Below are 25,571 nucleotides of genomic sequence, written 5' to 3'. Positions count from 1 at the left end.
CAATTTTAATAACAGGAGCTTCATAAATGTATACAAGAATCATGGAAGTCAGCCCTTGGACACTGCGTTCGGCAAAACTGGAAAAAGAACACAAACGGCTGCAAGAGAGCCTGACCAGCTTGGGCAACGGCTATATGGGTATGCGCGGCAACTTTGAAGAAACCTACTCCGCCGACAGCCACTTGGGCACCTACATCGCTGGCGTGTGGTTCCCCGACAAAACCCGCGTCGGCTGGTGGAAAAACGGCTACCCCAAATATTTCGGCAAAGCCATCAACGCGCTCAATTTCAGCAAAGTTAAAATCTTTGTCGACGATCAGGAAGTGGACTTGGCGAAAAACGACGTTGCCGACTTCTCCGTCGAACTCGATATGCAGCACGGCGTGTTGCGCCGCTCGTTCACCGTATTCGGCGTGCGTTTCGATGTGTGCAAATTCCTGTCTGTTGCGCAAAAAGAGCTGGCGGTTATCCGCTGGGAAGCCGTATCTGTTGACGGTAAAACCCACCAAGTCCGCATCGATTCCATCATCGACGCCGACGTGAAAAACGAAGACTCCAACTACGAAGAAAAATTCTGGCAGGTATTGGACAAAGGCGTTTCAGACGACCGCTCCTACATTGCCACCCAAACCGTTGCCAACCCTTTCGGCGTGGAACAATTCATCGTCAACGCCGAGCAAACCTTCGCCGGCAGCTTCAAAGCCCTCAGCGGCAGCCAAACCGACTGGCAGGTCTCTAATTCTTTCCAAGCCGAAGTCGGCGGCACGCCCGAAACTTTTGAAAAACGCGTGATTGTTACCACCAGCCGTGATTATCAAGGCTTGGAAGCAGTGAAAGCCGCTGGCCGCGCCTTGTCGGAAAAAATCGCAGGCGTTGCGTTTGAAACCTTGCTGGACGCGCACAAAGCAGGCTGGCTGCACCGTTGGGAAATCGCCGACGTGGTCATCGAAGGCAGCGACGAAGCGCAACAAGGCATCCGCTTCAACCTGTTCCAACTGTTCTCCACCTACTACGGCGAAGACGCGCGCCTGAACATCGGTCCGAAAGGCTTTACCGGCGAAAAATACGGCGGCGCGACCTATTGGGACACCGAAGCCTACGCCGTGCCGCTCTACCTCGCACTGGCGGAACCCGAAGTTACCCACAACCTGCTGCAATACCGCCGCAACCAACTGCCGCAAGCACAGCACAACGCGCGCGAACAAGGCTTGGCGGGCGCACTCTATCCGATGGTAACGTTTACGGGCATCGAGTGCCACAACGAATGGGAAATCACTTTCGAGGAAATCCACCGCAACGGCGCGATTCCTTACGCCATCTACAACTACACCAACTACACTGGCGACGAAAGCTATCTTGCCAAAGAAGGCTTGGAAGTCTTGGTCGAAGTGTCCCGCTTCTGGGCGGACCGCGTCCACTTCTCCAAACGCAACGGCAAATACATGATTCACGGCGTAACCGGCCCGAACGAATACGAAAACAACATCAACAACAACTGGTACACCAACACCCTCGCCGCATGGGTATTGGACTACACTCGCGAGGCCTTGGCGAAATACCCTCGTCCCGATTTGAACGTGAGTGCCGCCGAGTTGGAAAAATGGGCGGACATCAGCGCCAATATGTACCGTCCGCATGACGAAGAACTCGGCGTATTCGTGCAGCACGACGGCTTCCTCGACAAAGACATCCGCCCCGTGTCCGCGCTTTCGCCCGACGATTTGCCGCTCAACCAGAAATGGTCGTGGGACAAAATCCTGCGTTCGCCTTTCATCAAACAGGCGGACGTATTGCAAGGCATCTATTTCTTCGGCGACCGTTTCAACATGGACGAAAAACGCCGCAACTTCGACTTCTACGAACCGATGACCGTGCACGAAAGCTCGTTGTCACCATGTATCCACTCTATTCTCGCCGCCGAACTGGGCAAAGAAGAAAAAGCCGTGGAAATGTACCAACGCACCGCCCGCCTGGACTTGGACAACTACAACAACGACACCGAAGACGGCCTGCACATCACCTCCATGACCGGCTCGTGGCTCGCCATCGTCCAAGGTTTCGCCCAAATGAAAACTTGGGGCGGCAAACTCAGCTTCGCACCGTTCCTGCCGAGTGCGTGGACAGGCTATGCCTTCCACATCAACTACCGCGGCCGTCTGATTAAAGTCGCCGTCGGCAAAGAAAACGTCGTCTTCACCCTGCTCAAAGGCGAACCGCTCGATTTGCAGGTGTACGGCAAAGACATCACGCTCAACGGCAGCCACACCGTCGCGTTGGAAAAATAAGGAGGGCGCAAAATGACTTTTACCGCAGTCCTGTTTGACCTCGACGGCGTCATCACCGACACCGCCGAATACCACTACCGCGCATGGAAAAAGCTTGCCGAAGAACTGGGCATCAGCATCGACCGCAAGTTTAACGAGCAGCTCAAAGGCGTGTCGCGCGACGATTCGCTCAAATGCATCCTTGCGCACGGCGGCAAAACCGTCAGCGAAGCCGAGTTCGCCGAACTGACTCGCCGCAAAAACGACAACTACGTCGAAATGATTCAGGCAGTCAAACCCGAAGACGTGTACCCTGGCATTTTGCCGCTACTGGAAGCATTGAGGGCAAACGGCAAAAAAATCGCCCTCGCGTCCGCCAGTAAAAACGGCCCATTCCTGCTGGAGCGCATGGGGCTGACTCACTTCTTCGACGCCGTCGCCGACCCTGCCGCCGTCGCGCATTCCAAACCCGCCCCCGACATCTTCCTCGCCGCCGCCGAGGGCGTGGGCGTGGACATCCGCCAATGCATCGGCATTGAAGACGCCGCCGCTGGCGTCACCGCCATCAAAGCCGCCGGCGCCCTGCCCATCGGCGTGGGCAAAGCCGAAGACTTGGGCAGCGACATCGCGCTGGTGTCCGACACCGCCGAGCTGACCTACGCCTACTTGCAAAACGTGTGGGCACAGTCAGGCAGATAAAATACTCAGGAAGTAAAAAGGCCGTCTGAAAACCTGAATCAGGTTTTCAGACGGCCTTTAATATTTCCAATCAACCCAACGTTACCATCTCAATCTGCTCCATACTTCTGCCTAAGAAGCGTTCGCCGATGGTGCGGAAACGCAGGGGAATGTCGCTGACGTAGAAGCGGTAATCCGGATTGTCGTTTTCCGTGTTCAGCAAACCTGCTTGCGCCAAGGCTTTGGCGGTGGCTTCGGCTGTGGTGATAGCAGAATCGACCAAGGTGACGTTTTGCGCTTCATGGCCGATAAGCGGTTTGAGTAGTGGGAAGTGGGTACAACCCAACACCAGCGTATCAATGTCGTCTGCCAAAAGCGGCTTCAAGTATTCGCGCACGGTCAGGCGGGTGACTTCGTGATCGAGCCATCCTTCTTCCACTAATGGCACAAGCAGGGGCGCGGCTTGTGTGCGCACCAGCGTGTCGTTGTTTTTCGAATGGATGGCGCGCGCGTAGGCATTGCTGTTGACGGTGGTGTTGGTCGCGATAATGCCGATTCGGTTGTTTTTGGTGGTTTGTAAAGCGGCTTCCGCACCAGCGGAGATGACGTCCAATACGGGCATATTGCCTGCTTTTTGGCGGATTTTTTGTCCGGCAACAGCGGCGATGGTGTTACACGCGATAACCAGTGCTTTGACATCGTTTTCCAGCAGGAATTCGACAATCTGCATGGCGAAGGTTTCGATGGTGGCGCGGGATTTGGTGCCGTAGGGAACGCGTGCGGTATCGCCGAAATAGATGATGTTTTCCATCGGCAGGCGTTCCATCAGGGTGCGGACGTTGGTCAAGCCGCCGACGCCGGAATCGAATACGCCGATGGGGCGTTGTTTGCTGGTACTCATGGTTAATTTCTTCAATATAGTGTTGAGGCCGTCTGAAACCGTTTTTCATACGGCCCGAAGGTTAAACATATTCTTTTTTATCGTTTTCCACCCAAGCCTGATGCGAGCAAATCCACAACAGCACAATGCCGCATACGGTCGAGCTCAACATCATACCGGCCATCACCAAGGCGGAACCATTGTGCAGCCAAGTCGTTGCCATGCCGACCGATGCGCCGATAAGGGATTGGAACACGCCTAAAACGGCATTTGCGCTGCCGCCCTCTGCGCTGAAATAGCTCATAAAACAGGCTTGAGTGTTCGCACCAACCAAGCCTTGCGTACCGACTGAAAACATCACACATGGCACCAAAGCCCACAAAGGCGGCAGAGACAGCGACAATACCAAAACCGTCATCAGCAGATTGGCGGAAAATTGGACGATAATGCCCCATTTGAGGATGTTTTGCGGATGCGTACCGGTTTTCAAACGCCATGCGGTAATGCGGTTAAACGACATCATGGTAATGATATTGAGCGCAAATATCCAAGCATATTGGTTTGGGGAAACATGATACAGATGTTGGTACACGAACGACGATTCGGTCAAAAAGGCAAACATCGAACCGAAACTGAAAGCTTGGAAAAACAGATAGCCCATTGCGGCGCGCGTTCTCAAAACGCGTTTAAACCTGCCGGCCACCACGCCGAACACATCCATGCTGATTTTGCCTTTTTGGTGCGGCTTAGGCAGGAAATACCACATCAAACCCCAAAGCAGCAGCGAATAACAGGCCAGAAAGCCGAAAATCATGCGCCAGCCGCCCAAATTCTGCAAGCCTGCACCAATCATCGGCGCCATCAATGGCACAATCATCAGAATGATGCCGATTAAGGCAAACATCTGCGCGGCTTTGCGTCCGGAATAATAATCGCGCACCATCGCGCCGGAAATCACCACGGTCATCCCCGCGCCAAACGCCTGCAAGGCACGCAAGTTCAGCAGCTGCTCGACATTATTCACCATCGTCAAACCGATAACGGCGGCAAAGTAAATGCTCAAGCCCACCAAGGCGACAGGTTTGCGGCCTTTAATATCCGAAATCGAACCGCCGACTACCTGACCAAACGCCACGCCAAACATAAAAAAGCTCAGGCTTTGCTCGATACGGTGGATGTCTGAACCCAGCGACTTCGCCATTTCGGGAATCGCAGGCAGATAAGCATCGACAGAAAACGGCATCAGCGCGACCAACATCGCCATCAGCACGGCCATGGTTTTTTCGCCCAAAGGGGCTTGTTGTGCAGTCATTCCGACTTTCGCTTTCGTAAAAAATATTCAACAAACAAAGAAAACAACCGCCTTGTCAGACGGTTGCAGATTGGATGGAATTATAGCAGATTTCAACCTTGTCCAATCACTGCAAAAAAACCTTTGCAAAACTTAAGGCCGTCTGAAACCTTGCTTGGTTGAATCCCCTCGCCGCAAACGTTAAAATGCTTGTTTTTTAAAACAACAAATTGTTTCACATCACGGATTCTAAGGAATAATCATGACTACATTTCAAATTGCGCGTGCCGACGGGAAAACGCTCGAAATCCAAGGCAAAATGGCCAACCGCCACGGCTTGATCGCCGGTGCGACCGGTACGGGTAAAACCGTTACCCTACGCCGTATGGCGGAAGCCTTCAGCAGCGAAGGCGTCCCTGTATTCTTAGTCGATGTCAAAGGCGATTTGTCGGGCATCGCGCAAGCCGGTGCCAACAGCGGCAAAGTGGGCGAACGCATCGCCGAGTTTCATTTGGGCGAACAATGGCTGCAAAATTTCCCCGTGCGCTTTTGGGATGTTTACGGCGAAACCGGTATTCCCGTACGCGTCACCGTTTCAGAAATGGGCCCTATGCTTTTGGCCCGCCTGATGAATCTGAACGACACGCAAGAAGGCCTGCTCAACCTCGTGTTCAAAGTTGCAGACGACAGAGGCTGGCACATTTTGGACTTGAAAGACCTGCGCAGTATGCTGAAACACGTTTCCGACCACGCTTCGGAATACCGCACGCAATACGGCAACGTTTCTGCCGCCAGTATCGGCGCGATTCAACGCCAACTGCTGACTTTGGAAAACGAAGGTGCAGAAAAATTCTTCGGCGAACCTTCCCTCAACCTGCAAGACTGGATGCAAACCGACAACGGCAAAGGCATCATCAACATCCTTAATTCCGAAAAACTGATGCGCTCTCCGCGTATGTACAGCGCGTTTTTGCTGTGGATGCTGGCAGAATTGTTTGAAACCCTGCCCGAAGTCGGCGATTTGGACAAACCAAAATTCGTGATGTTCTTCGACGAAGCGCATTTGATGTTCAACAATGCCGCCAATGCGTTGGTCGAACAAATCGAACAAGTCGTGCGCCTGATCCGTTCCAAAGGCGTGGGCGTATATTTCGTCACCCAAAACCCGCTCGACTTGCCCGATACCATTCTCGGCCAACTGGGTAACCGCGTACAACACGCCCTGCGCGCCTTCACACCGCGCGACCAAAAAGCAGTCAAAGCCGCTGCCGAAACCTTCCGCAGCAATCCAAACATCAAAGTTGCCGAAGCGATTGCCGAACTGGGCGTCGGCGAAGCCCTCGTTTCCTTCCTTGATGAAAAAGGTATGCCCGAGCCGGTAGAACGCGCCCTCATCCTGCCGCCGCAATCTTCCTTAACCCCGCTTGCCACAGAGGAACGCAACCGCCTGTTCCAAAACGACGATTTATATCCAACCTATAAAGACATGGTGGACAACTACTCCGCTTTTGAAGCATTGGCCGAAGCAGACAGCCAGGCTGCCGCTGAAAAAGAAGCCGCAAATGCTGCTAAAGAGCAGGAAAAAGCGCAAAAAACCGCAGAAAAAGAGGCTGCCAATGCCGATCCCGGCATCCTCGGCGGACTGATCGGCGGTTTGAGCGGCGGACGTAAAAAATCCGGCCAAGGTTTGGGCTACAACGTTGCCGACGCCATCGGCAGCCAAATCAACCGCCAAGTAACCAACGCCATTTCACGCAGCGTAATGGGCATTATTAAAAATATGTTCAAATAATCAGCCTGCAAACATAAAAGGCCGTCTGAAAATCAATTTCAGACGGCCTTTTATATTCATCAATCCAATCAGTTTTTCATCGATTGAACCGGAGCCGGGATTCTGCCGCCTCGGTTGACAAATACTTCGCACGAACCTTCTTTAACCGGCATTACAGGCGCGTAGCCCAACAGGCCGCCGAACTCGACGCTATCGCCGACGGTTTTACCGGTTACCGGAATAATGCGCACGGCGGTGGTTTTGCTGTTGATCATGCCGATGGCGGCTTCGTCGGCGATGATACCGGAAATGGTATGAGCAGGCGTATCGCCGGGCACGGCAATCATGTCCAAACCAACGGAGCAGACGGCAGTCATGGCTTCGAGTTTATCCAGCGTCAGCACACCGGCTTCGGCAGCCGCAATCATGCCCTCGTCTTCTGAAACGGGGATAAATGCGCCGCTCAAACCGCCGACCGCACTGGAAGCCATCATGCCGCCTTTTTTCACAGCATCATTCAGCAATGCCAAAGCCGCTGTCGTGCCATGTGTACCGCAGACGCTCAAGCCCATTTCTTCAAGAATGCGCGCCACCGAGTCGCCGACGGCAGGGGTTGGTGCCAACGACAAGTCGAGAATACCAAACGGGATGTTCAGCATTTTTGAGGCTTCGCGGCCGATGAGTTCGCCCACACGGGTAATTTTGAAAGCGGTTTTCTTCACTACTTCCGCAACTTCGGTCAATGTCGTTGCATCTGAATTTTCCAACGCGGCTTTTACGACACCCGGGCCGGACACGCCGACATTGATAACGGCATCCGCTTCGCCCGAACCGTGAAACGCACCCGCCATAAACGGGTTGTCTTCCACTGCATTGCAGAACACGACGATTTTGGCGCAGCCGAAACCTTCGGGCGTGATTTCAGCCGTGCGTTTGATGGTTTCGCCTGCTAGCTTGACCGCATCCATATTGATACCGGCGCGCGTGCTGCCGATATTGATGGAGCTACACACGATATCGGTAGTCTTCATCGCTTCGGGAATGGAACGGATCAGCACTTCGTCCGAAGGCGACATGCCTTTTTGCACCAGCGCAGAGAAGCCGCCAATAAACGACACGCCGATGGCTTTGGCAGCTTTATCTAAAGTTTGCGCCACGCTGACATAGGAATCGGCATGGGTGGCCGCGGCGATTTGGGCAATCGGCGTGACGGAAATGCGCTGATTCACAATCGGCACGCCGTATTTGGCAGACAAATATTTTGCCGTCGCCACCAAGTCTTTGCCGACCGTGGTGATTTTATTGTAAATATTTTGGTTCAACACATTGATATCGCTGCTGATACAGTCGTGCAGATCAATGCCGATGGTAATGGTACGGACATCAAAATTCTGGTCGGCCACCATTTTGACGGTTTCTAAAATCTCGCCGGATTGAATACTCATGGCTCTCCCTCCGACTTAAATGCGGTGCATGGCTTGGAAAATTTCTTCGTTTTGCATACGGATATCAAGCGCGAGTTTTTTGCTCTCTTCCGCAAACAAATCCAAAACCTCTTGACGTGATTTGGTGCATTTTGAAGTGTCCACCAAAATAATCATGGTAAAAAAATCGTCCATCAGCTGTTGGCTGATGTTGAGAATATTAATTTGGTTTTCCGCTAAAATTTTGGAAACGTCGTACACAATGCCCACGCGGTCTTTACCGATGACGGTGATGACTGAATTGCTCATAACGCTGTTTCTCCTTATAGAATATTTGAAAAGTGTTGACAATTATAACACTCAGGCCGTCTGAAAAACTGTTTCAGACGGCCTGAGTATTCAAATTTCAATTTTAATTATCGCCCTGCTTTCAAAGCCTGCCACAAGCGAACACTGAGTTTGCTCGCATCGGTTGACTTGGGAGAGACGATGAAGCTTTTTTCCATCAATTCTTTACTTGGGAAAATCGATTCGTCAGATGTATATTTTTCATCCATCAAATCACGCGCCGGACGGCTGGCCGGAGCATAAGTCACATAGTTGCCGTTTTTGGCCGCTGTTTCCGGATTGAGCGTGTGATTGATGTATTTGTGTGCATTGGCCACATTTTGCGCATCACGCGGAATCATCAGCGAATCCACCCAAATACCGACGCCGCTTTTCGGCGCCAATACTTCGACTTCGACGCCGTTTCCTGCTTCTTTGGCACGGGTTTTGGCAATATTGAGGTCGCCGCCGTAGCCTACCGATACGCAAAGATTACCGGCCGCCATATCGTCAATATAGCCGGACGAAGTAAAGCGTTTGATGTCGGGACGCACTTTTTTCATCATTTCAACAGCAGCTTTGATGTCGTCAGGGTTTTCGCTGTTCGGGTCTTTACCCAAATAATGCAAAGCCAAAGGAATCTGCTCGATGGCGCTGTCGAAATAACTGATGCCGCAGGATTTCAGTTTTTGGGTGTATTCAGGATTAAACACCAAATCCCATTCGTTTTCAGGCAGTTTGTCCGTACCCAAAGCCTTTTGAACCTGCTGCTTGTTAATCGCCAGCGTATTGATGCCCCAGAAATAAGGGACTGCATATTCGTTGCCCGGATCGACGGTTTCCATCATTTTCAGCAAATCAGGATCGATGTTGGCGTAATCGGGAATTTGCGATTTGTCGATTTTTTGATACGCCCCGGCTTTAATCTGGCGGCCGACATTGGCAATAGACGGAGCAACCAGATCATAACCCGACTTGCCGGTCAGCAGCTTGGCTTCCAGCGCTTCGTTGCTGTCGTAGTAATCGTAGCGGACGTTGATATGCGTATTTTTTTCAAACGCAGACAGCGTGGCCGGATCGACATAATCCGACCAGTTGTAGATATTGAGTTTATCCGTTTGAGAGGAAGAAGTTTGAGTTTGAGATGCGGAAGATTCTGCGGCGGTTTCTTTTCCACCGCTACACGCAGTCAAGACGAGGCTCAAGATTGCCGCCGCCATCAAAGATTTTTTCATGGTTTCAGACCTTTTGTTCGGGGGTAAAAATATTGCAGCGGTGGCGGATGCCACTTACAAAAGGGAAACTGTGGGGGCGGCCGGCATGTGTCCTTTGCCCTTGATTCAGCAAGGTTTGCATTAAACGGCAAAAATCTTTTGAATGCAAGACCTTAAAGCAGAAAAAAATTTCATTTTTCAGATGGCCTGAAGCTATGGTTTTATTCATAAACAACATTTTTTCAGAAACGGTTTCATGCCGTCTGGAAAAAACTGTGGGCTTATTCAGACGGCCTCAATATTTGTCAAAACCGCCCAATTTGTGGGAAAATTGCACGATTGAATTTAATAAAGGGCGACACCGTGTTAGACAGAGAAGGCTATCGCCCCAATGTCGGTATTATCCTGATTAACGAACGTAACGAAGTCTTTTGGGGCAAACGCGTACGCGAACATTCATGGCAGTTTCCGCAAGGCGGCATCAAACCGGGTGAAAGCCCTGAGACCGCCATGTACCGCGAATTGTACGAAGAAGTCGGCCTGTTGCCGCAACATATCAAAATCGTTGGCCGTACGCGCGACTGGTTGCGTTATGACGTTCCCAGTCATTGGGTGCGCCGCGAATGGCGCGGTTCGTATCGAGGACAAAAACAGATTTGGTATCTTTTGCGTTTGGTCGGCCGCGACAGCGACGTCAACCTCCGCGCCTGCCATCATCCTGAATTTGACGGCTGGCGCTGGCACCAATACTGGGCGCCGGTTGACGAAGTCATCGACTTCAAGCGCGGCGTGTATTTGGACGCATTGACCGAACTCTCCCGTTTCTTGCGCGGCATAGAAAGCTATGAAGACTTTATCCGTCGCAATCCAATAGAAAACCTATAACCCAAACGCTTTCAGGCCGTCTGAAAGCGTTGTTTTTCATCTTTTCAGACGGCCTTTACATTATTCCTATGGCTAAAAACAATCAATACAGCGAATCCAGCATTACCGTCCTCAAAGGCTTGGAGCCGGTCAAAGAACGTCCCGGTATGTACACCCGTACTGACAGCCCAACCCATATCTGTCAGGAAGTGATTGATAACGCAGCGGATGAGGCGTTAGGTGGTTTTGCAACTGCAATCGACGTGCAAATTCATGAAGACGGTTCGCTTTCCGTACGCGACAACGGCCGCGGTATTCCCGTCGGCCTGCACCCTGAAGAAGGCGTACCCGTAGTCGAACTCGTGTTCACCCGTCTGCACGCAGGCGGCAAGTTCAACAAAAAAGACGGCGGCAGCGCCTATGCCTTTTCAGGCGGCCTGCACGGCGTCGGCGTATCTGTTACCAACGCCCTTTCCACCCGCCTTGAAGTAACGGTCAAACGCGAAGGCAAAGTCCACCGCATCGTCTTTTCCGGTGGCGACGTCATTGAGCCATTGACTGAAGTGGGCAAATGCGCCGTCAAAGACAGCGGTACCGAAGTGCGCGTGTGGCCGGACGGCAAATATTTTGAAAGTCCAAATTACAACATTCCCGAACTCGAGCGATTATTGCGCGCCAAAGCTGTATTGCTGCCCGGTGTACGCGTTTCCCTGACCCGTCCGGTTAAAGGCGAAGGAGAAGCATACACCCAAACTTGGCACTATCCAGACGGCCTGAAAAGCTATCTGACCGACCTCATTGCCGACGCGCAGGAAGCCGTGCCTATCTTCTCTTGTGAAAACTACATTTCAGACGGCCACAACGGCGATTTCAGCATTGGCGAAGGTGCAGCATTTGCCCTGACTTGGCTGGAAGAAGGCTCATGCGCCAACGAAAGCTATGTAAACCTGATTCCTACCCCTCTGGGCGGCACGCACGAAGCAGGCTTGAAACAAGCTGTGTTCAACGCAGTCAACAACTTCATCAATCTACACAACCTTTTACCACGCGGCGTAAAAGTACAAAGCGACGACGTGTTCAGCAAAACCGCCTTCGTCCTCTCCGCCCGTGTCCTCGACCCGCAGTTCCAAGGTCAAACCAAAGACAAGCTGACCAACCGCGACGCGCTGAAACTCGTTGCCACCGTATCGGGCGACCCTTTGGAATTGTGGCTGAACCAAAACGTGGACTACGGCAAAAAAATCGCCGAACTCGCTATCCGTCAGGCACAAGCACGGATGCGTTCGGTTAAAAAGATTGAAAAGAAAAAAGGTAGCGGCGTCGCCGTCCTGCCCGGTAAGCTGACCGACTGCGAAAGCGAAGACATCCGCGAAAACGAACTCTTCCTCGTCGAAGGCGATTCTGCCGGCGGCTCTGCCAAACTTGCCCGCGACAAAGCCACACAGGCCATCCTGCCCCTGCGCGGCAAAGTGCTCAACAGCTTTGAAGTCCACCCCGACCAACTCTTCGGTAACGCCGAAATCCATGATATTTCCGTCGCCATCGGCGTTGATCCGCATGGAATCAATGACAATCCCGACTTAAGCGGCCTGCGCTACGGCAAAATCGCCATCCTGTCCGATGCCGACGTGGACGGCTCGCATATTCAAGTTTTGCTGCTGACCCTGTTCTACCGCCACTTCCCGAAACTAGTCGCCGACGGACACATCTACGTCGCCCAGCCGCCGCTATTCCGCGTCGATGTCAACGCACAAGGCAAAAGCAAACCCGCCCGCAAATTCTACGCCCTCGGCCAAAACGAACTCGACAGCATTTTGGAGCGACTGCAAAAAGAAGGCGTTAAAGAAACTGCTTATTCCATCAGCCGCTTCAAAGGCTTGGGCGAGATGAACCCCGACCAGCTCAAAGACACCACCATGCACCCCGACACCCGCCGTCTGTTGCAGGTGCAAATCCCAGAAGGTGCAGATGACGAAACACGCGATATCTTCGTCAAACTGATGGGTAAAGGCGAAGCCGCAGCCCGCCGCGCATGGATGGAAAAAGAAGGCGATACGGCAGAATTGGATATTTAGTCTATTATTTCAATAGACTAAAGGCCGTCTGAAACTTTTAAAGTTTCAGACGGCCTTTTTTAAAATCATCAGAATTTAAGGTTAAACAGTATTTCAACACCCCGTTACTTACCTATTTCTATTTTTGCAGCTTAATAGTGTCTTTAAGAAAAATAAAAAAGCACTGATATAATCAGTGCTTTTTAAATAATGGCGCGGCGGACGGGGCTCGAACCCGCGACCCCCGGCGTGACAGGCCGGTACTCTAACCAACTGAGCTACCACCGCGCATCCACTGTCAAAGACAATGAAAGGAAACTTGGTGGGTGATGACGGAGTCGAACCGCCGACATTCTGCTTGTAAGGCAGACGCTCTACCAACTGAGCTAATCACCCGATAAGCCGACATTAAATCAAAAAATCAGATTACACGCAAGGTTTTTATTTAAATAAAAACATATCCCATTGAAAGAATATAGAATATTTTATTTAACAATAAAAATAACCGTTATGCCTATCCATCAATCGAAAATCAAATGTCCCAATTTATCCGCTTTAGTATGCAGATAACGCTCATTTTCCACATTTTCGCCGACATGCAATGCAATCCGTTCGACCACATTAATGCCGGAATCTTTCAACGTTTGGATTTTTTCAGGATTATTGGTCAACAATCTGACCTCACGAATATGCAGATAATCATAAATCTGCTTGGCCAAAGTGAAGTCGCGCGCATCAACAGGAAGGCCGAGCGCAACATTGGCTTCGACCGTATCCAAGCCCTGATCTTGCAGACGATAAGCACGGATTTTGTTTATCAAACCAATGCCCCTGCCTTCTTGGCGCAAATATACAATAACGCCACGCCCTTCTTTCTGAACGGCTTGCATCGCTGCTTGAAGCTGAGGGCCGCAATCACATTTCACCGAAAATAAAGCATCGCCGGTCAAGCACTCGGAATGGATACGTGACAACACAGGCAGGCCGTCTGAAACATCGCCCATTGTCAATGCAACATGTTCCTGACCGCCCTCTTCTTCAAAGCCGTGCATGGTAAATTCGCCCCATTCCGTAGGTAAACGGCATGACGCAACAAACTTCAAGGCGTTACTCATTTTCCGCTTCCTCGTTTTCAGCCACGCCCAAGAGGTTTTTCAAAGGTTCCTCCAAGGCTAATGCAAGGGCAATCCAAGACACCAATACTTCATCAGGCGCACCGTCTTTGACATCAAACTCAGCATGCACTACACCCAAAACCGCACCGCTGGGTATACAGACAGGAACAGAAATCTGACTCAAGCCGGGATGATTGCGTTCGGCCGACAATTCACCAATTTCCTGCCAATACGCCACATTCTGACAAACATTCATCCAACCGCTTTGCGCCGTACGTACAGCCAAAAAAGCCTGTCCTGCCTGCTCGTCGATTGGAATCACATTTTCCAACGGCACGCCCCAACGGCTCAGTCGAACCAGCGACAACGCGCCATCTTTCGGAAACGCTGTATAAACCGCTGCGCTTTTCAAATGCTCGGTGCGCTCGGCAACCGAATCCAAAGCCATAAAAATCTGTTTCAACAACAATTCATGTTCGGCATCAACATAATCCGCCAACTGCCAACCGTCTTCAGACGGCCACAAAATCGAACGCTCAACCGAAGCATTGCCCATTTTAATCACAGCCTGGGCAGTCAAATAAGCAACATGTATCTCATCCGCAGGCAACTTCAAACCTTGCGTCTGCAAAAAATCTTTAATCAATAAAGCAGGCATTTGCCCTTCCTCACCAATAGTAAAGTTGAGGCCGTCTGAAAACAAACCCTGCTTTCAGACGGCCGGAATAAACCATTATATAAGGGATAAACCGAAAAATTCAAGCAAACAAGACTTTGCGCCCCCATTAATCTTGTGTATAATTCACGGTTCAAATTAGTGCGGACGTGGCGAAATTGGTAGACGCACCAGATTTAGGTTCTGGCGCCGCGAGGTGTGAGAGTTCGAGTCTCTCCGTCCGCACCACACTCAAAATGAGCAGCTTTCGGGCTGCTTTTTTTACATCTATTCCACTATATACCCTATTCAAAATCAAAACTGCTTTTAATTTTTTGACCTTTGCAAAAAAAGGGTTTATTTGGGGGTATAACAGACGTTTCCATTTTATCTTTCAGACGACCTATCATTTATGTTGAATCCATCGCAAAAACTTGTCGAATTGGTCCGTATCCTTGAAGAACGTGCCTATATTTTTCCGGGAGATCCTGTGCAGGCGACGGAAGCGTTGCGACATATTGATGGCGGCAATGAGGAAAAACTGATACGCCGCGCTCAAATTATTGATCGCGACCAGCATTTGAAATATGTGCTGCAACAGGTGGAGACAGGCTCGTTTTGGCTTTGGATTGTTGCGGCGACGTTGTTGTTTACGGTCGGTTTTTCCAGTACTTATCTTTTGATGGACAATCAGGGGCTGAACTTTTTTCTGGTATTGGCCGGGATTTTGGGTATGAATACAGTCATGCTGCTGGTGTGGCTGGCGACTTTATTCCTGCGTTTGAAAAATGTACACTTTATCAGCAGCCCGGCAACTTGGTTCCGAGGTAAAGACCCGGTCAATCAGGCAATTTTACGGCTTTATGTGGATGAATGGCGCAAACCGCAAACGCGTTGGCTGATTGGTGCAACTTCACACGGCCTGTGGCTTTGCACGCTGTCGGGAATGTTGGTTTCTGTTTTGCTGCTGCTTTTGGTGCGTCAATATACGTTCAACTGGGAAAGTACGCTTTTAAGCAATACGGCGTTGGTGAAAACGGTTGAAGCCTTGTCATGGCTGCCGGAACGTTTGGGCTTTCCTGTTCCCGACAGTCAGGCTGTGATTGCAGGCCGTCTGAACAATCATATCGAAGATGCTCGCGCTTGGGCGGGCTTACTCATCGGCAGCATTATCTGCTATGGCATTCTGCCGCGCTTGCTTGCTTGGCTGGCTTGTAAGATTACTTTAAAAACCCTTCGCGAACGTTTGGATTTGAATCAGCCCTACTATCAAAACATCCTCCGCACATGGCAAACGAAGATTGTTGATGCCGATGATTTTCAGGAAAACATCGTTCCCGTTTCATCTAAAATTACGCTGAATAATGCGCCCAAATGGGCTGTTACTCTGGAAACGGAATGGTCTGAGCCACTTTGGTTTTCCGGCGTTTTGGCGCAAGAGTGGATAGACAAAGGCGTTGCCGCCGGCAGAAAAGATTTGGAACAATTGGAAGCCGAATTGAAACAAACTCCGGCGCAACTTCTCATCGGCGTACGCACGCAAACTGTTCCCGACCGCGGCATTTTGCGTCAAATCAGCCGTTTGGCCGAAGCTACGGACGGCGGCGTTATCATTCAGCTTTTGAATCAAGATAGTTTCTCTGAAGATTTGGATACCAAACTGGATTATTGGCGCGATGCGCTGGCAGAAAGAAACATTGCCTGGCTGGAGCCGACCCGTTTGGCACAAGAAAAACGGCAAAGCGCTATTTGACAGATAAACCGAAGGCCGTCTGAAACCTGATGTTTGGGTTTCAGACGGCCTTATTTATTGTTGAGGATTCATCTTAATGATGTTCGTGGCGATGCTCTTGATGATGTTTAGGCTTGGCTGCATGGTGTTTGGCTTTAGACGCAGGTTTTTTCATTTTTTGCGGTTTGGCTTTTTTGTGCATACGCTCTTGTTTCGGATGCATTTCATGTTTGCCGTGTGCAGAAGCGACAGGAGCCAATACCAAGCCGGCAGCCGCAACCATCAAAGAGGTCATTTGAATCAGTTTTTTCATATTTATCTTCTTTCAAGGGGTTGATTTGAGGTAAAAATAAGAATTTATTCGCACTCAAGCGATGAACAAATATTAATGGCTTTGACTGTCAGCTGCTGTCAGCATTCGGAGAAATCTGTTCAAAATTTGGCAATAGAATTATGGCAACACGATGATGTAGCAAGGTTTTGAAAGTTTACCGTCAATTTTGACAAAGCGTCTTTACACGTTCCCCAAACGACAAAAAGCGCGAACCTTTCGATTCGCGCTTTTTTTCAGACGGCATCAATTATTTTTTGTCGTCTTTTACTTCTTCAAAGTCGGCATCTACAACGTCGTCGTCTTTCTTAGCAGAAGACTCGGCTTGTGCACCCTCGCCTGCTTGTGCTTCGGCTTGCGCTTGAGCGTAAACCATTTCGCCCAGTTTTTGGCTGGCTGTACCCAAAGCTTCGGCTTTAGCATCGATGGCGGCTTTGTCGTCGCCTTTCACGGCTTCTTCAGCTTCTTTCAACGCAGCTTCGATTTTTTCTTTCTCTGCAGCGTCGAGTTTATCACCGTAGTCGGCCAAAGATTTTTTCACGGAGTGAATCAGAGCTTCGGCTTGGTTGCGAGAAGCGACCAATTCAGTCAGTTTTTTATCTTCTTCAGCGTTGGCTTCGGCATCTTTCACCATGCGTTCGATTTCTTCTTCGCTCAAACCTGAAGAACCTTGGATGGTGATGTTGGCGGCTTTGCCGGTGCCTTTGTCTTTGGCAGAAACGTGCAGGATACCGTTGGCGTCGATGTCGAAAGTAACTTCAATTTGAGGCATACCGCGTGGTGCAGGTGCGATATCGGTCAAGTTGAACTGACCCAAAGATTTGTTGGCGGAAGCACGTTCGCGTTCGCCTTGCAGTACGTGGATAGTCACTGCGCTTTGGTTGTCTTCGGCAGTTGAGAACACTTGAGACGCTTTAGTCGGAATAGTAGTGTTCTTTTGAATCAGCTTGGTCATCACGCCGCCCATGGTTTCGATACCCAAAGACAGAGGAGTTACGTCCAGCAGCAATACGTCGCTACGGCCGCCGCTCAATACTTCGCCTTGAATCGCTGCACCTACGGCAACAGCTTCGTCAGGGTTTACGTCTTTACGAGGCTCTTTACCGAAGAAGGCTTTAACGGCTTCTTGTACTTTCGGCATACGGCTTTGACCGCCAACCAAAATCACGTCGTCGATATCGCTGGTGCTCAAGCCGGCATCTTTCAATGCGATTTTGCAAGGCTCGATAGAACGTTGGATCAAATCTTCAACCAGGCTTTCGAATTTGGCACGGGTAATTTTCATGGCCAAGTGTTTAGGACCGGTTGCATCCATAGTGATGTATGGCAGGTTGATTTCGGTTTGCTGACTGCTGGACAATTCGATTTTAGCTTTCTCAGCAGCTTCTTTCAGACGTTGCAGAGCCATTACGTCTTGTTTCAAATCAATGCCTTGTTCTTTTTTGAACTCATCAATGATGTAGTCGATCAAGCGTTGGTCGAAGTCTTCACCACCCAAGAAGGTATCGCCGTTGGTAGCCAATACTTCGAATTGTTTGTCGCCGTCGAGGTTGGCAATTTCGATGATGGAAATATCGAAAGTACCGCCACCCAAGTCATATACGGCTACTTTGCGGTCTTTGTTGTCGCCTTTGTCCATACCGAATGCCAAAGCGGCTGCGGTTGGTTCGTTGATGATACGTTTTACTTCCAAACCTGCGATACGGCCTGCGTCTTTAGTCGCTTGACGTTGGCTGTCGTTGAAGTATGCAGGCACGGTAATCACGGCTTCGGTGACTTTTTCGCCCAAGTAAGCTTCGGCTGCTTCTTTCATTTTACGCAAAACCTCTGCGGAAATTTGAGGAGGAGACAGCTCTTTGCCTTGCGCTTTCACCCATGCGTCGCCGTTACTGGCTTTGATGATTTCGAAAGGCATAGATTCAATGTCGCGTTGAACTTCTTTGTCTTCAAATTTGTGGCCGATCAAACGTTTGGCGGCGTAAATAGTGTTTTTAGCGTTGGTTACCGCTTGGCGTTTTGCAGGCGCGCCGACGAGGATTTCGCCACCGTCCAAATAAGCGATAACGGAAGGAGTGGTGCGTGCACCTTCTGCATTTTCGATCACTTTGGTTTGACCGTTTTCAGAAATGGCCAAACAAGAGTTGGTTGTACCTAAGTCAATACCGATTACTTTTGCCATATTATGTTGCTCCTAATAAATAAACTTTTCTAAATTAATAATCCTGTGGAACATTTCGTTCCGATGGCTTGTAAATAAGGTTGCTTCATTTTTTTTCAAGGCTTAATTTGAATTTTTTTTTAAATTAAATTCAAGTACTTGATTTATTTATCCACAAGCCGTTTATTCTTTTCTCAGACGGCCGGTTTTAATTTTCCGATTCCGGTTTATCGGAATGATTTTCCAATAGCGGAATATCGGGTTTTGAAACCGGATAAGGCCGTCTGAAGATTTTATGCTTGATAAACTTTATCAAGCGGTGCCTTCAATCTTCTTTTTTCGCCACGACAACCATCGCAGGACGCAGCACACGGTCGGATAATGTGTAGCCTTTTTTCATCACGCTGACGATGGTGTTCGGCTCTTGCTCGCTGACGACTGCCTGCATCGCTTGATGTTGGTGCGGATCGAGTTTGTCACCCGGCTGTGGGTTGATTTCTTTAATGTGTGTGGCATCAAATGCTTTTTGCAGCTCGTTCAAAGTCATTTGCACGCCCATTTTCAGTGCATCGAAATTGCCGCTTTGGTCCAGCAGCGCCATTTCGAGATAATCTTTAACCGGCAACATTTCTGCTGCAAATTTTTGTCCGGCGAATTTATGGGTGTCGGCGATTTCCTGCTGATGACGGCGGCGCAGGTTTTGCTCGTTTGCCAAACCGCGCAGCTCACTGTCTTTGAGTTGGCCTTCCAACTCGGTGACACGCGCCTGAAGCTCTTCGTAAGTCGGTTCTGCTTGTTCGGTTTCAACGGTTTCGGCAGTCTCTACGGCTGCCGCTTCTTCTGCTTCGTGTTGATGTTGTTCGTTATGCTCCGTCATTTCTGACATCCTTTTAGCGTGTTAATATTCGATGTTTCATATATAAGGCCGTCTGAAAAAACTTCAAGCATTTGAATACCGATTATCAAATGCCTTGTTAAAAGACGTTGGAAAACGGTAAGATAGCCATCTGATTTTATTCTTCAGACAGCCTCGAATATGAAAAAAGACCATTTGAATTCAACCGATTTTAATCTGTGGCACACCATCCGCGAAGAAACCGAAGCGGCCGCTGCGGCCGAACCGATGCTGGCGAGTTTCCTGCATCAAACCGTGTTGCGCCACGATTCGCTCGATTCGGTACTTGCCTACCATCTTTCCAGCAAGCTCGGTAGCCCGATTATGGACGTGCGCGCGCTGTTTGAAATCTATCAGCAGGCTTTGAGCGTGGACACCCGTATCAGCAAATGCGTCGAGGCCGACTTGAAAGCCATTTATGAGCGCGACCCAGCTTGTGATGAATATTCGCTGCCGCTGTTGTATTTCAAAGGCTTCCACGCCGTACAGGCACACCGCATCAACCACTGGCTCTATCAAAACGGCCGTAAAACGCTGGCATATTTCCTGCAAAACCGCATGTCGGAAGTCTTCGGTGTCGATATCCACCCGGCCGCCCGTTTCGGTCACGGCCTGATGCTCGACCATGCCACCGGTTTTGTGGCCGGCGAAACCGCCGTCTTGGGCAACAATATTTCCATCCTCCACGGCGTAACGCTGGGCGGTTCGGGCAAAGAAAGCGGCGACCGCCACCCGAAAATCGGCAATGGCGTGATGATTGGTGCGAATGCTTCGATTTTGGGCAACATCCGCATCGGCGAAAATGCCAAAATCGGCGCAGGCAGCGTGGTGGTTGCCGACGTACCGTCTTCGATTACCGTTGTCGGCGTACCGGCCAAACCGGTTGGCCGCTCGTCCAAAACCCCGTCTGCCGATATGGATCAAAACATTCAATTATCGACTACGGATTTTGTAATTTAAGCAATCTGCCATTTAAAAGGCCGTCTGAAAGATTTGTTCTTTCAGACGGCCTTTTATCATTTAAATCCTAGTGTTAACCGCGTTTGCGCAAGACTTCCAAATGCGTTTTAACCTGCTTGACTTTCTCTTCGGTAAACAGGTTGGCAATGTTTTTCCAAATACTGTGATAACCGTAAGGCCCATGTTGCATTTCGGCTTTTGCCTCTTCCACCGGCCAGCCTTGATAGATGATGCGGTACATTCCGGCAATCAAACCGGTACGGTCTGCGCCGTGATAACAATGAATGAGCACTGCGCCGTTTTGCTGTTGTTTTTCAATCAAGTATAGGATTTCCGCAATCTCTTTCGGCTTAATGCTCCATGACAGCAACGGACGGTTTAGCAAGGTCAAACCATGCTCTTTCAAATGGTCGTCATCGTTGCGGTCGAAAAAGCGCAAGTTGATCACGCTTTGAATGCCCAGCTTGACAATGGCTTCGCCATCTTCGGCAACAGGCTGCTCGCTGCGGTAAAGCTTGTCGTCGATGCGATAAAGGTTGGCATCGTGTTTGACGGGCGTTGCCCAGCGTTCGGACTGAACGGCTTTGCTGCCGTTATCCGGCGGCGCGGACGAACAAACAATGGGCAAGCCGGAAGCGAGAAGGCACAATAAAAGACGGCGCATAAAATTCCTGTATGAAAATCAATGGGAAAACAAATATCGAAAGATTTTATCAAAACCCGTTCGGATATTCTATCCGCGCAAACCGCGTTACAATAAAGCCTCTTTTTTCAGACGACCTTTCATCATGACCTGCCTTGCTTGGAACACCACGCCTTCCCTTGCTGCCCTTTGCCGCGCCATCGAACAACATACCGCGCCGCTTTATTTGATTGTCTGCCTGCCTGAAAACCATATTCCCGATTTTCCGCTGTCCAATCATCCCTCCGAGCTTGAAGGCCGTCTGAACAACCGTCTCGCTCAAGCCATGAAATGCCTTCAGTTCAACAGCGTCAACGTTTTAGAAAACCTATTGCCTGATGTGCATCTCTGGCTGGCTCCTCCACACCGTGCCGACTGCTTACACGAACATTTCCATCATATTGAATGGCAAACCGAAGCCATCCCCCAAGTACGCCCCTCTCCTCTGAAACCTTGGTTCAAACGGCCCGAACATCAAGCCGTACCCGAACACATCCTGATTATCGGCGCAGGCATTGCCGGCGCAGCGACCGCGCGCAAACTGGCGGAACACGGCATACGCGTTACGGTTTTGGAGGCAGGCAAAGCGGCGCAGGCAGGCAGCGGCAACCGCCAAGGCTTGCTCTACGCCAAAATCTCGCCACACGATACCGAACAAACCGAGCTGTTGCTGACAGGCTACGGCTACACGCGCCGATTGTTGGAAGACTTGCTGCCTGATTCCGACGTATGGGGCGGCGACGGCGTATTGCATTTGAATTTTGACGAAAGCGAACGCAAACGCAATCAGGCCTTGGGTTTGCAACACCAGCATAAGCACATCTACCGCAGCGTATCCGCCGAAGAAGCTGCGTCCATCGCAGGCATAGACGTATTTTCAGACGGCCTTTACTGGCCGCAAGGCGTATGGCTGAATCCGCCCACCGTCGTGCATACCTTATTGAATCATCCGCTGATTGAGTTGCACGAACACTCGCCGCTGACCGCCGTATCGCATGACGGCACACAATGGACGGCACACACACCGGACGCGCATTTCAATGCCAGCCATATCATTTACTGCATGGGCGCGCACAGCCCGACTGCCACCGACACCAATGTCTCCGCCCTGCCTTTCCGCCAAATCCGCGGACAAACCGGCGTTGTGTCCTCCAGCCCGTTTTCACAAAAGCTGCGTTGCGCCATTTCCGGCGAAAGCTACATCAGTCCGAGCTGGCAAGGCCACCACTGCTACGGTGCGACATTTGTCCTCAACAGCAACGATGAAACTTGGTATCCAAACGAAGAAGCCGAAAACCGTGCCACCCTACACCAACTCAATCCGCCATTGGCACAATCCCTGTTTGAGCAAGATTCGTTTTCAGACGGCCTTCAAGACACACAAGGCCATGCCGCCCTACGTTGCGACAGCCTCGACCACTTGCCCGTCGTCGGCGCACTCGGCGACATCGCCACCATGCAGTCCACCTACGCCAAGCTAGCATTGGACAAAAACTACCGACTCGACAATATCCCCTGCCCTTACCTGCCCAATGCCTACATCAATACAGCACACGGCACGCGCGGACTGGCGACAGCCCCCATCTGCGCCGCCGCCATTGCAGCCGAAATACTCGGCTTGCCCCATCCGCTATCGCAAAGGTTGAGAACCGCGTTACACCCCAACCGCGCCATCATCCGCGCGATTGTTCGGCAGCAGCCGTTGTTATCCGTTTAAAGATTTCGTTTTAACTAAAAAAGGCCGTCTGAAAGTCATCAAAACTTTCAGACGGCCTTTAGCTATCCGTTAACTGCTTAGAATTTCCATTCCAGCGATACAGCGTAATTGCGGCCTGGGGCGCGATAGCGGTCTAAGCCTTTGCCATCGCGGTCAACGCCGTTGGTAGTGCTGTAGCTGTACCAACCTTCCTTTCTGTTCTAATTACCTTAGAACTTAGCTTCAAGTGTAAAGTTGTAACTTCTTCCTGGTGAAGAGAAACGCTCTATACCTGCATGTGTCTTATTATCAACACGATTAACTGTACCAAATTCACGGATACCGCGCAGCGATTCCCAAGTGTAGTATTTTTTGTTGCCGATATTGTACGCACCGGCGCGCAGGGTGAAGTATTTGCCCAAGTTGACGTAGCCTGTCAGGTCGAAAAGCGTATAGGCTTTGCTGTGCTTGGCAAATGGCCATGGGTTGTTCAAATCATCACTGCTGTGAACGGTGTCAGACGGTTTTTTAGCTGCAGTGTGTGTCAGGTACGCATTGATACCCCAGCGTTTGGAAGGAGCGTCGTAGCCCAGATTGTAAACGGCAGACCACGGCGAAAGTGCGTTAATCGGGGTTTCCTGTTCGTTGGTCTGTTTGGCTTTGCCTTTGATGTAGCTGACATTGACACCTGCGTGCGTACCTTGCGGCAAACCGATGCTGTCGAGGTTCCATGTGCCGTTAAATTCCAAACCTTTCACCCATGCGGAGGAACGGTTTTGGTTTTGCCAAACGGGCGAGCTGACCAATGCGGTACCGTCGGAAATCGGCGCATAATTAGGGCTGTTGGGGTTGTCTGAGGACACGCCCATGTAGGTCAGCTCGATAAAGTTGCGGTAGCGGGTTTGGAAGCCGGAGAGTTTAAAGTTTCCGGCTTTGCCACTGCCGGCAAGTCCCAGCTCGAAGTTTTTGGCGGTTTCTGCCTTAAGGTTAGGGTTTGCTTTAAGGTAGAAGTCAGGATGCGGGAACAATAGCCAGGTTTCGTCCGAAGTCGGCGCGCGGAAGCCTGTACTGTATTTCGCCAGAAGATTCAAATGTGGAGTAAATTTCCAGTCTAATCCTAAGCCGTAGCTGAAACCGCTGTGTTTACGCTCGCTGCCAAGATAGGGGATTTGACCGCGGATGGCAGGGGTATAGTTGGGGTTGTCCTTGGCTTTGCTGCTGCTGTTGTCGTAACGAACCCCGGCATTGAGGCGGTATTGGCTGCTGTCGCCGAATTGGAAGGTGTTGTTCCAGTAGGCAAAACGGTTTTTGGACGAGCTTTCGACCAGCATAGTCAATTCTTGGTTGTTGGACGTTTGGTATTTCGGGTCATATAGGCGTACCCAATAGCTATGGTCGCTATTACCGTTATCGTTTTTAGAACCGCCCAATCCGTATTGCATTGCCCATACCGATTTGGAGAAGTCGATTTGTTTTTCGGCATCGGCACCGAATTGGGTATTTTTTTGACGGATGTTGCGGAACATATGGTACACGTCGCTGTTGACACCGTTACGGCCATAATCCGTCGGCAAGTCCCAGGTCCAAGTGCTCATGTCGATGGTTTGACGGTCGTAACGCAGGTTGAGGCTGTCCCATGGTCCTTTGTCAAGTTGGTTTTTGTATTCGAAACCGATGCGTTTGCGGTAGGAAATATCTTGACGGGAACGGGTGTCGCCCAGTGCGTCGCCTTTCCAGTCTGCCGCCCACATATTGGACAATTCAATCGTCGTGCGGTCGGTGCGTGAATCTTCGTAAATCCAGCCGATACGGTTTTTATCGTTGAAGTTGTAACCCAGTTTGAACAGGGTGCTTTTGTTTTCCCAGTCTTGAGGGTCAGGTTTGCTGCGCGCTACACCGCGGCTGCCGTAGTTGGTCATACCAGCATTCGGACTCCAGCTTTGTTTGTTGTCAGTGATGACGGTATCGGCAGCGTCGCTGTTGTTTTTGGTTTCTTTACCGAAACGGCGGGTGTAGACCATCAATGCGTCCAGACCCAACCAGGTTCCTGCGGCGGTTATGCTGCTGAATTTTTGGCTGTTGCGTCCGATATAGCCACCTTTAATGCCTAAGTGGTAGGGTTTTTCTTCGGAAACATAGTCGCTTGCGGATTTGGTTTTGTAGTTGACGGCACCGCCCAATGCGCCGCTGCCGGATTTAAGCGAGTCCGCGCCTTTGTTAAGGGTTACTTCCGAAAAGTTTTCGGGTTCGGAAGTGTTGCGGTTTGCATTGAAGTTGCCGTATGCACCGAACAACTCTTGAAACGCTTCAGACGACCTGCTTTCTGCTTGTGCCAGTCCGTCCACGTTGATGGCAACGCGGTCTTTATCGACACCGCGTATGGTAAAGCCGTTGGAACCGGAACGTCCGCCTTCAACGACGCTGATGCCCGGATCGTAACGCACCAAGTCGCTTTCATCGGAGACCATTTGTTTATCCAAAACCTGACGGCGGATTTTCTCTTCACCGAGTTTTTGTACTTTGCGGCCGCCAATGACTTTGACTTCATTCAACTCCTGATAAGCTTGAGGAATAGGATCG

General features: G+C 50.6%; 21 protein-coding genes and 3 tRNA genes. 9 read left to right on the top strand and 15 right to left on the bottom strand.

The annotated features are described in order from the left end of the window. The first annotated feature begins 26 nt into the window (after window positions 1-26). Both ACTHTS_RS03455 and pgmB read left to right on the top strand, forming a co-directional pair. Window positions 27-2,285 (top strand): glycoside hydrolase family 65 protein, encoded by a 2,259-nt coding sequence (locus tag ACTHTS_RS03455; protein ID WP_440369226.1) that lies wholly within the window; start codon window positions 27-29, stop codon window positions 2,283-2,285. 12 nt (window positions 2,286-2,297) lie between these two features. Continuing rightward, window positions 2,298-2,963, top strand: coding sequence for a beta-phosphoglucomutase (gene pgmB / locus ACTHTS_RS03450; RefSeq protein WP_440369225.1), 666 nt, complete (start codon window positions 2,298-2,300; stop codon window positions 2,961-2,963). 70 nt (window positions 2,964-3,033) lie between these two features. Here the strand turns inward: pgmB and murI are convergent, their stop codons facing one another. Together murI and ACTHTS_RS03440 are read right to left on the bottom strand one after the other, a co-directional pair. Beyond that, window positions 3,034-3,843 carry a glutamate racemase gene (gene murI, locus ACTHTS_RS03445; protein ID WP_440369224.1) on the bottom strand — a complete coding sequence of 270 codons (810 nt, stop codon included), beginning with the start codon at window positions 3,841-3,843 and terminating at the stop codon, window positions 3,034-3,036. A 61-nt stretch (window positions 3,844-3,904) separates the two neighbouring features. Further along, window positions 3,905-5,134 carry a multidrug effflux MFS transporter gene (locus ACTHTS_RS03440; protein ID WP_440369223.1) on the bottom strand — a complete coding sequence of 410 codons (1,230 nt, stop codon included), beginning with the start codon at window positions 5,132-5,134 and terminating at the stop codon, window positions 3,905-3,907. 241 nt (window positions 5,135-5,375) lie between these two features. Between ACTHTS_RS03440 and ACTHTS_RS03435 the strand changes: the two genes are divergently transcribed. Then, complete coding sequence (locus ACTHTS_RS03435) at window positions 5,376-6,905, top strand: helicase HerA-like domain-containing protein (protein WP_440369222.1); 1,530 nt, start codon at window positions 5,376-5,378, stop codon at window positions 6,903-6,905. Window positions 6,906-6,973: 68 nt separating this feature from the next. On the opposite strand, the gene ACTHTS_RS03430 is transcribed toward ACTHTS_RS03435, so the two are convergent. From ACTHTS_RS03430 to ACTHTS_RS03415, 4 genes are all read right to left on the bottom strand, one after another. Beyond that, window positions 6,974-8,329, bottom strand: coding sequence for a PFL family protein (locus ACTHTS_RS03430; protein WP_036493871.1), 1,356 nt, complete (start codon window positions 8,327-8,329; stop codon window positions 6,974-6,976). Between the two features lie 15 nt (window positions 8,330-8,344). Beyond that, entirely contained in the window at window positions 8,345-8,617 is a 273-nt protein-coding gene (locus tag ACTHTS_RS03425) for an ACT domain-containing protein (protein WP_063076269.1), read from the bottom strand. A 107-nt stretch (window positions 8,618-8,724) separates the two neighbouring features. Next, the gene (locus ACTHTS_RS03420) at window positions 8,725-9,870 is read right to left on the bottom strand and encodes a polyamine ABC transporter substrate-binding protein (protein WP_107867464.1); all 1,146 of its coding nucleotides are present in this window, start codon (window positions 9,868-9,870) and stop codon (window positions 8,725-8,727) included. 4 nt (window positions 9,871-9,874) lie between these two features. Continuing rightward, on the bottom strand, window positions 9,875-10,078 hold the full coding sequence (locus tag ACTHTS_RS03415) for a hypothetical protein (protein WP_440369221.1): 204 nt from the start codon (window positions 10,076-10,078) through the stop codon (window positions 9,875-9,877). A gap of 110 nt (window positions 10,079-10,188) precedes the next feature. Between ACTHTS_RS03415 and ACTHTS_RS03410 the strand changes: the two genes are divergently transcribed. Continuing rightward, window positions 10,189-10,734 (top strand): RNA pyrophosphohydrolase, encoded by a 546-nt coding sequence (locus tag ACTHTS_RS03410; RefSeq protein ID WP_440369220.1) that lies wholly within the window; start codon window positions 10,189-10,191, stop codon window positions 10,732-10,734. Window positions 10,735-10,802: 68 nt separating this feature from the next. Continuing rightward, on the top strand, window positions 10,803-12,788 hold the full coding sequence (gene parE, locus ACTHTS_RS03405) for a DNA topoisomerase IV subunit B (protein ID WP_440369219.1): 1,986 nt from the start codon (window positions 10,803-10,805) through the stop codon (window positions 12,786-12,788). A 190-nt stretch (window positions 12,789-12,978) separates the two neighbouring features. Here the strand turns inward: parE and ACTHTS_RS03400 are convergent. From ACTHTS_RS03400 to ACTHTS_RS03385, 4 genes are all read right to left on the bottom strand, one after another. Then, window positions 12,979-13,055: transfer RNA gene (locus ACTHTS_RS03400), tRNA-Asp, on the bottom strand. Between the two features lie 32 nt (window positions 13,056-13,087). Further along, window positions 13,088-13,163 (bottom strand) — tRNA-Val (locus ACTHTS_RS03395). Window positions 13,164-13,288: 125 nt separating this feature from the next. Next, entirely contained in the window at window positions 13,289-13,882 is a 594-nt protein-coding gene (gene ribA / locus ACTHTS_RS03390; RefSeq protein WP_003685106.1) for a GTP cyclohydrolase II, read from the bottom strand. Further along, a complete protein-coding gene (locus tag ACTHTS_RS03385) occupies window positions 13,875-14,540 on the bottom strand; it encodes a hypothetical protein (protein WP_440369218.1) in 666 nt (221 codons plus the stop codon). Before ACTHTS_RS03385 ends, ribA begins: the two co-directional genes overlap by 8 nt. Window positions 14,541-14,701: 161 nt before the next feature. Here ACTHTS_RS03385 and ACTHTS_RS03380 point away from each other — a divergent pair. Beyond that, window positions 14,702-14,786 (top strand) — tRNA-Leu (locus ACTHTS_RS03380). A gap of 163 nt (window positions 14,787-14,949) precedes the next feature. Beyond that, entirely contained in the window at window positions 14,950-16,290 is a 1,341-nt protein-coding gene (locus ACTHTS_RS03375; RefSeq protein ID WP_440369217.1) for a DUF2868 domain-containing protein, read from the top strand. Window positions 16,291-16,363: 73 nt separating this feature from the next. Here ACTHTS_RS03375 and ACTHTS_RS03370 read toward each other — a convergent pair whose 3' ends face one another. The 3 genes from ACTHTS_RS03370 to grpE all read right to left on the bottom strand — a co-directional run bounded on the left by ACTHTS_RS03370 (window position 16,364) and on the right by grpE (window position 19,644). Further along, window positions 16,364-16,582, bottom strand: coding sequence for a hypothetical protein (locus tag ACTHTS_RS03370; protein WP_107858325.1), 219 nt, complete (start codon window positions 16,580-16,582; stop codon window positions 16,364-16,366). Window positions 16,583-16,850: 268 nt separating this feature from the next. After that, window positions 16,851-18,779 carry a molecular chaperone DnaK gene (dnaK, locus tag ACTHTS_RS03365; protein ID WP_440369216.1) on the bottom strand — a complete coding sequence of 643 codons (1,929 nt, stop codon included), beginning with the start codon at window positions 18,777-18,779 and terminating at the stop codon, window positions 16,851-16,853. Between the two features lie 304 nt (window positions 18,780-19,083). Next, the gene (grpE, locus tag ACTHTS_RS03360; RefSeq protein WP_049336248.1) at window positions 19,084-19,644 is read right to left on the bottom strand and encodes a nucleotide exchange factor GrpE; all 561 of its coding nucleotides are present in this window, start codon (window positions 19,642-19,644) and stop codon (window positions 19,084-19,086) included. A 150-nt stretch (window positions 19,645-19,794) separates the two neighbouring features. Here grpE and cysE point away from each other — a divergent pair, with 150 nt between their 5' ends. Next, window positions 19,795-20,613, top strand: coding sequence for a serine O-acetyltransferase (gene cysE, locus ACTHTS_RS03355; RefSeq protein WP_070592110.1), 819 nt, complete (start codon window positions 19,795-19,797; stop codon window positions 20,611-20,613). A 73-nt stretch (window positions 20,614-20,686) separates the two neighbouring features. On the opposite strand, the gene ACTHTS_RS03350 is transcribed toward cysE, so the two are convergent. After that, window positions 20,687-21,277 (bottom strand): tyrosine-protein phosphatase, encoded by a 591-nt coding sequence (locus ACTHTS_RS03350; RefSeq protein WP_440369215.1) that lies wholly within the window; start codon window positions 21,275-21,277, stop codon window positions 20,687-20,689. 124 nt (window positions 21,278-21,401) lie between these two features. Between ACTHTS_RS03350 and mnmC the strand changes: the two genes are divergently transcribed. Beyond that, window positions 21,402-23,012, top strand: a complete 1,611-nt coding sequence (gene mnmC / locus ACTHTS_RS03345) for an FAD-dependent 5-carboxymethylaminomethyl-2-thiouridine(34) oxidoreductase MnmC (protein WP_440369214.1) — start codon at window positions 21,402-21,404, stop codon at window positions 23,010-23,012. Window positions 23,013-23,221: 209 nt separating this feature from the next. Here the strand turns inward: mnmC and ACTHTS_RS03340 are convergent, their stop codons facing one another. After that, window positions 23,222-25,459 (bottom strand): TonB-dependent hemoglobin/transferrin/lactoferrin family receptor, encoded by a 2,238-nt coding sequence (locus ACTHTS_RS03340; protein ID WP_440369447.1) that lies wholly within the window; start codon window positions 25,457-25,459, stop codon window positions 23,222-23,224. Window positions 25,460-25,571 lie beyond the last annotated feature (112 nt).

The organism is Neisseria sp. P0019.S003 (assembly GCF_051957115.1).
In the GTDB taxonomy this organism is placed as follows: Bacteria; Pseudomonadota; Gammaproteobacteria; order Burkholderiales; family Neisseriaceae; genus Neisseria; species Neisseria flavescens_D.
The sequence above is the reverse complement of the archived record's forward strand: the minus strand, read 5'-3'. Positions and strand labels throughout refer to the sequence as shown.

What these genes read in the sequence shown, in the direction of transcription:
- murI (WP_440369224.1), bottom strand. Translation starts at nt 3,843, where the DNA reads ATGAGTACCAGCAAACAACGCCCCATCGGCGTATTCGATTCCGGCGTC.
- ACTHTS_RS03350 (WP_440369215.1), bottom strand. Translation starts at nt 21,277, where the DNA reads ATGCGCCGTCTTTTATTGTGCCTTCTCGCTTCCGGCTTGCCCATTGTT.
- cysE (WP_070592110.1), top strand. Translation starts at nt 19,795, where the DNA reads ATGAAAAAAGACCATTTGAATTCAACCGATTTTAATCTGTGGCACACC.
- ACTHTS_RS03435 (WP_440369222.1), top strand. Translation starts at nt 5,376, where the DNA reads ATGACTACATTTCAAATTGCGCGTGCCGACGGGAAAACGCTCGAAATC.
- ACTHTS_RS03385 (WP_440369218.1), bottom strand. Translation starts at nt 14,540, where the DNA reads ATGCCTGCTTTATTGATTAAAGATTTTTTGCAGACGCAAGGTTTGAAG.
- ACTHTS_RS03455 (WP_440369226.1), top strand. Translation starts at nt 27, where the DNA reads ATGTATACAAGAATCATGGAAGTCAGCCCTTGGACACTGCGTTCGGCA.
- ACTHTS_RS03415 (WP_440369221.1), bottom strand. Translation starts at nt 10,078, where the DNA reads ATGAATAAAACCATAGCTTCAGGCCATCTGAAAAATGAAATTTTTTTC.
- ACTHTS_RS03375 (WP_440369217.1), top strand. Translation starts at nt 14,950, where the DNA reads ATGTTGAATCCATCGCAAAAACTTGTCGAATTGGTCCGTATCCTTGAA.
- ACTHTS_RS03440 (WP_440369223.1), bottom strand. Translation starts at nt 5,134, where the DNA reads ATGACTGCACAACAAGCCCCTTTGGGCGAAAAAACCATGGCCGTGCTG.
- ACTHTS_RS03340 (WP_440369447.1), bottom strand. Translation starts at nt 25,459, where the DNA reads ATGGTCTCCGATGAAAGCGACTTGGTGCGTTACGATCCGGGCATCAGC.
- ACTHTS_RS03420 (WP_107867464.1), bottom strand. Translation starts at nt 9,870, where the DNA reads ATGAAAAAATCTTTGATGGCGGCGGCAATCTTGAGCCTCGTCTTGACT.
- ACTHTS_RS03370 (WP_107858325.1), bottom strand. Translation starts at nt 16,582, where the DNA reads ATGAAAAAACTGATTCAAATGACCTCTTTGATGGTTGCGGCTGCCGGC.
- mnmC (WP_440369214.1), top strand. Translation starts at nt 21,402, where the DNA reads ATGACCTGCCTTGCTTGGAACACCACGCCTTCCCTTGCTGCCCTTTGC.
- parE (WP_440369219.1), top strand. Translation starts at nt 10,803, where the DNA reads ATGGCTAAAAACAATCAATACAGCGAATCCAGCATTACCGTCCTCAAA.
- grpE (WP_049336248.1), bottom strand. Translation starts at nt 19,644, where the DNA reads ATGTCAGAAATGACGGAGCATAACGAACAACATCAACACGAAGCAGAA.
- dnaK (WP_440369216.1), bottom strand. Translation starts at nt 18,779, where the DNA reads ATGGCAAAAGTAATCGGTATTGACTTAGGTACAACCAACTCTTGTTTG.
- ribA (WP_003685106.1), bottom strand. Translation starts at nt 13,882, where the DNA reads ATGAGTAACGCCTTGAAGTTTGTTGCGTCATGCCGTTTACCTACGGAA.
- ACTHTS_RS03430 (WP_036493871.1), bottom strand. Translation starts at nt 8,329, where the DNA reads ATGAGTATTCAATCCGGCGAGATTTTAGAAACCGTCAAAATGGTGGCC.
- pgmB (WP_440369225.1), top strand. Translation starts at nt 2,298, where the DNA reads ATGACTTTTACCGCAGTCCTGTTTGACCTCGACGGCGTCATCACCGAC.
- ACTHTS_RS03425 (WP_063076269.1), bottom strand. Translation starts at nt 8,617, where the DNA reads ATGAGCAATTCAGTCATCACCGTCATCGGTAAAGACCGCGTGGGCATT.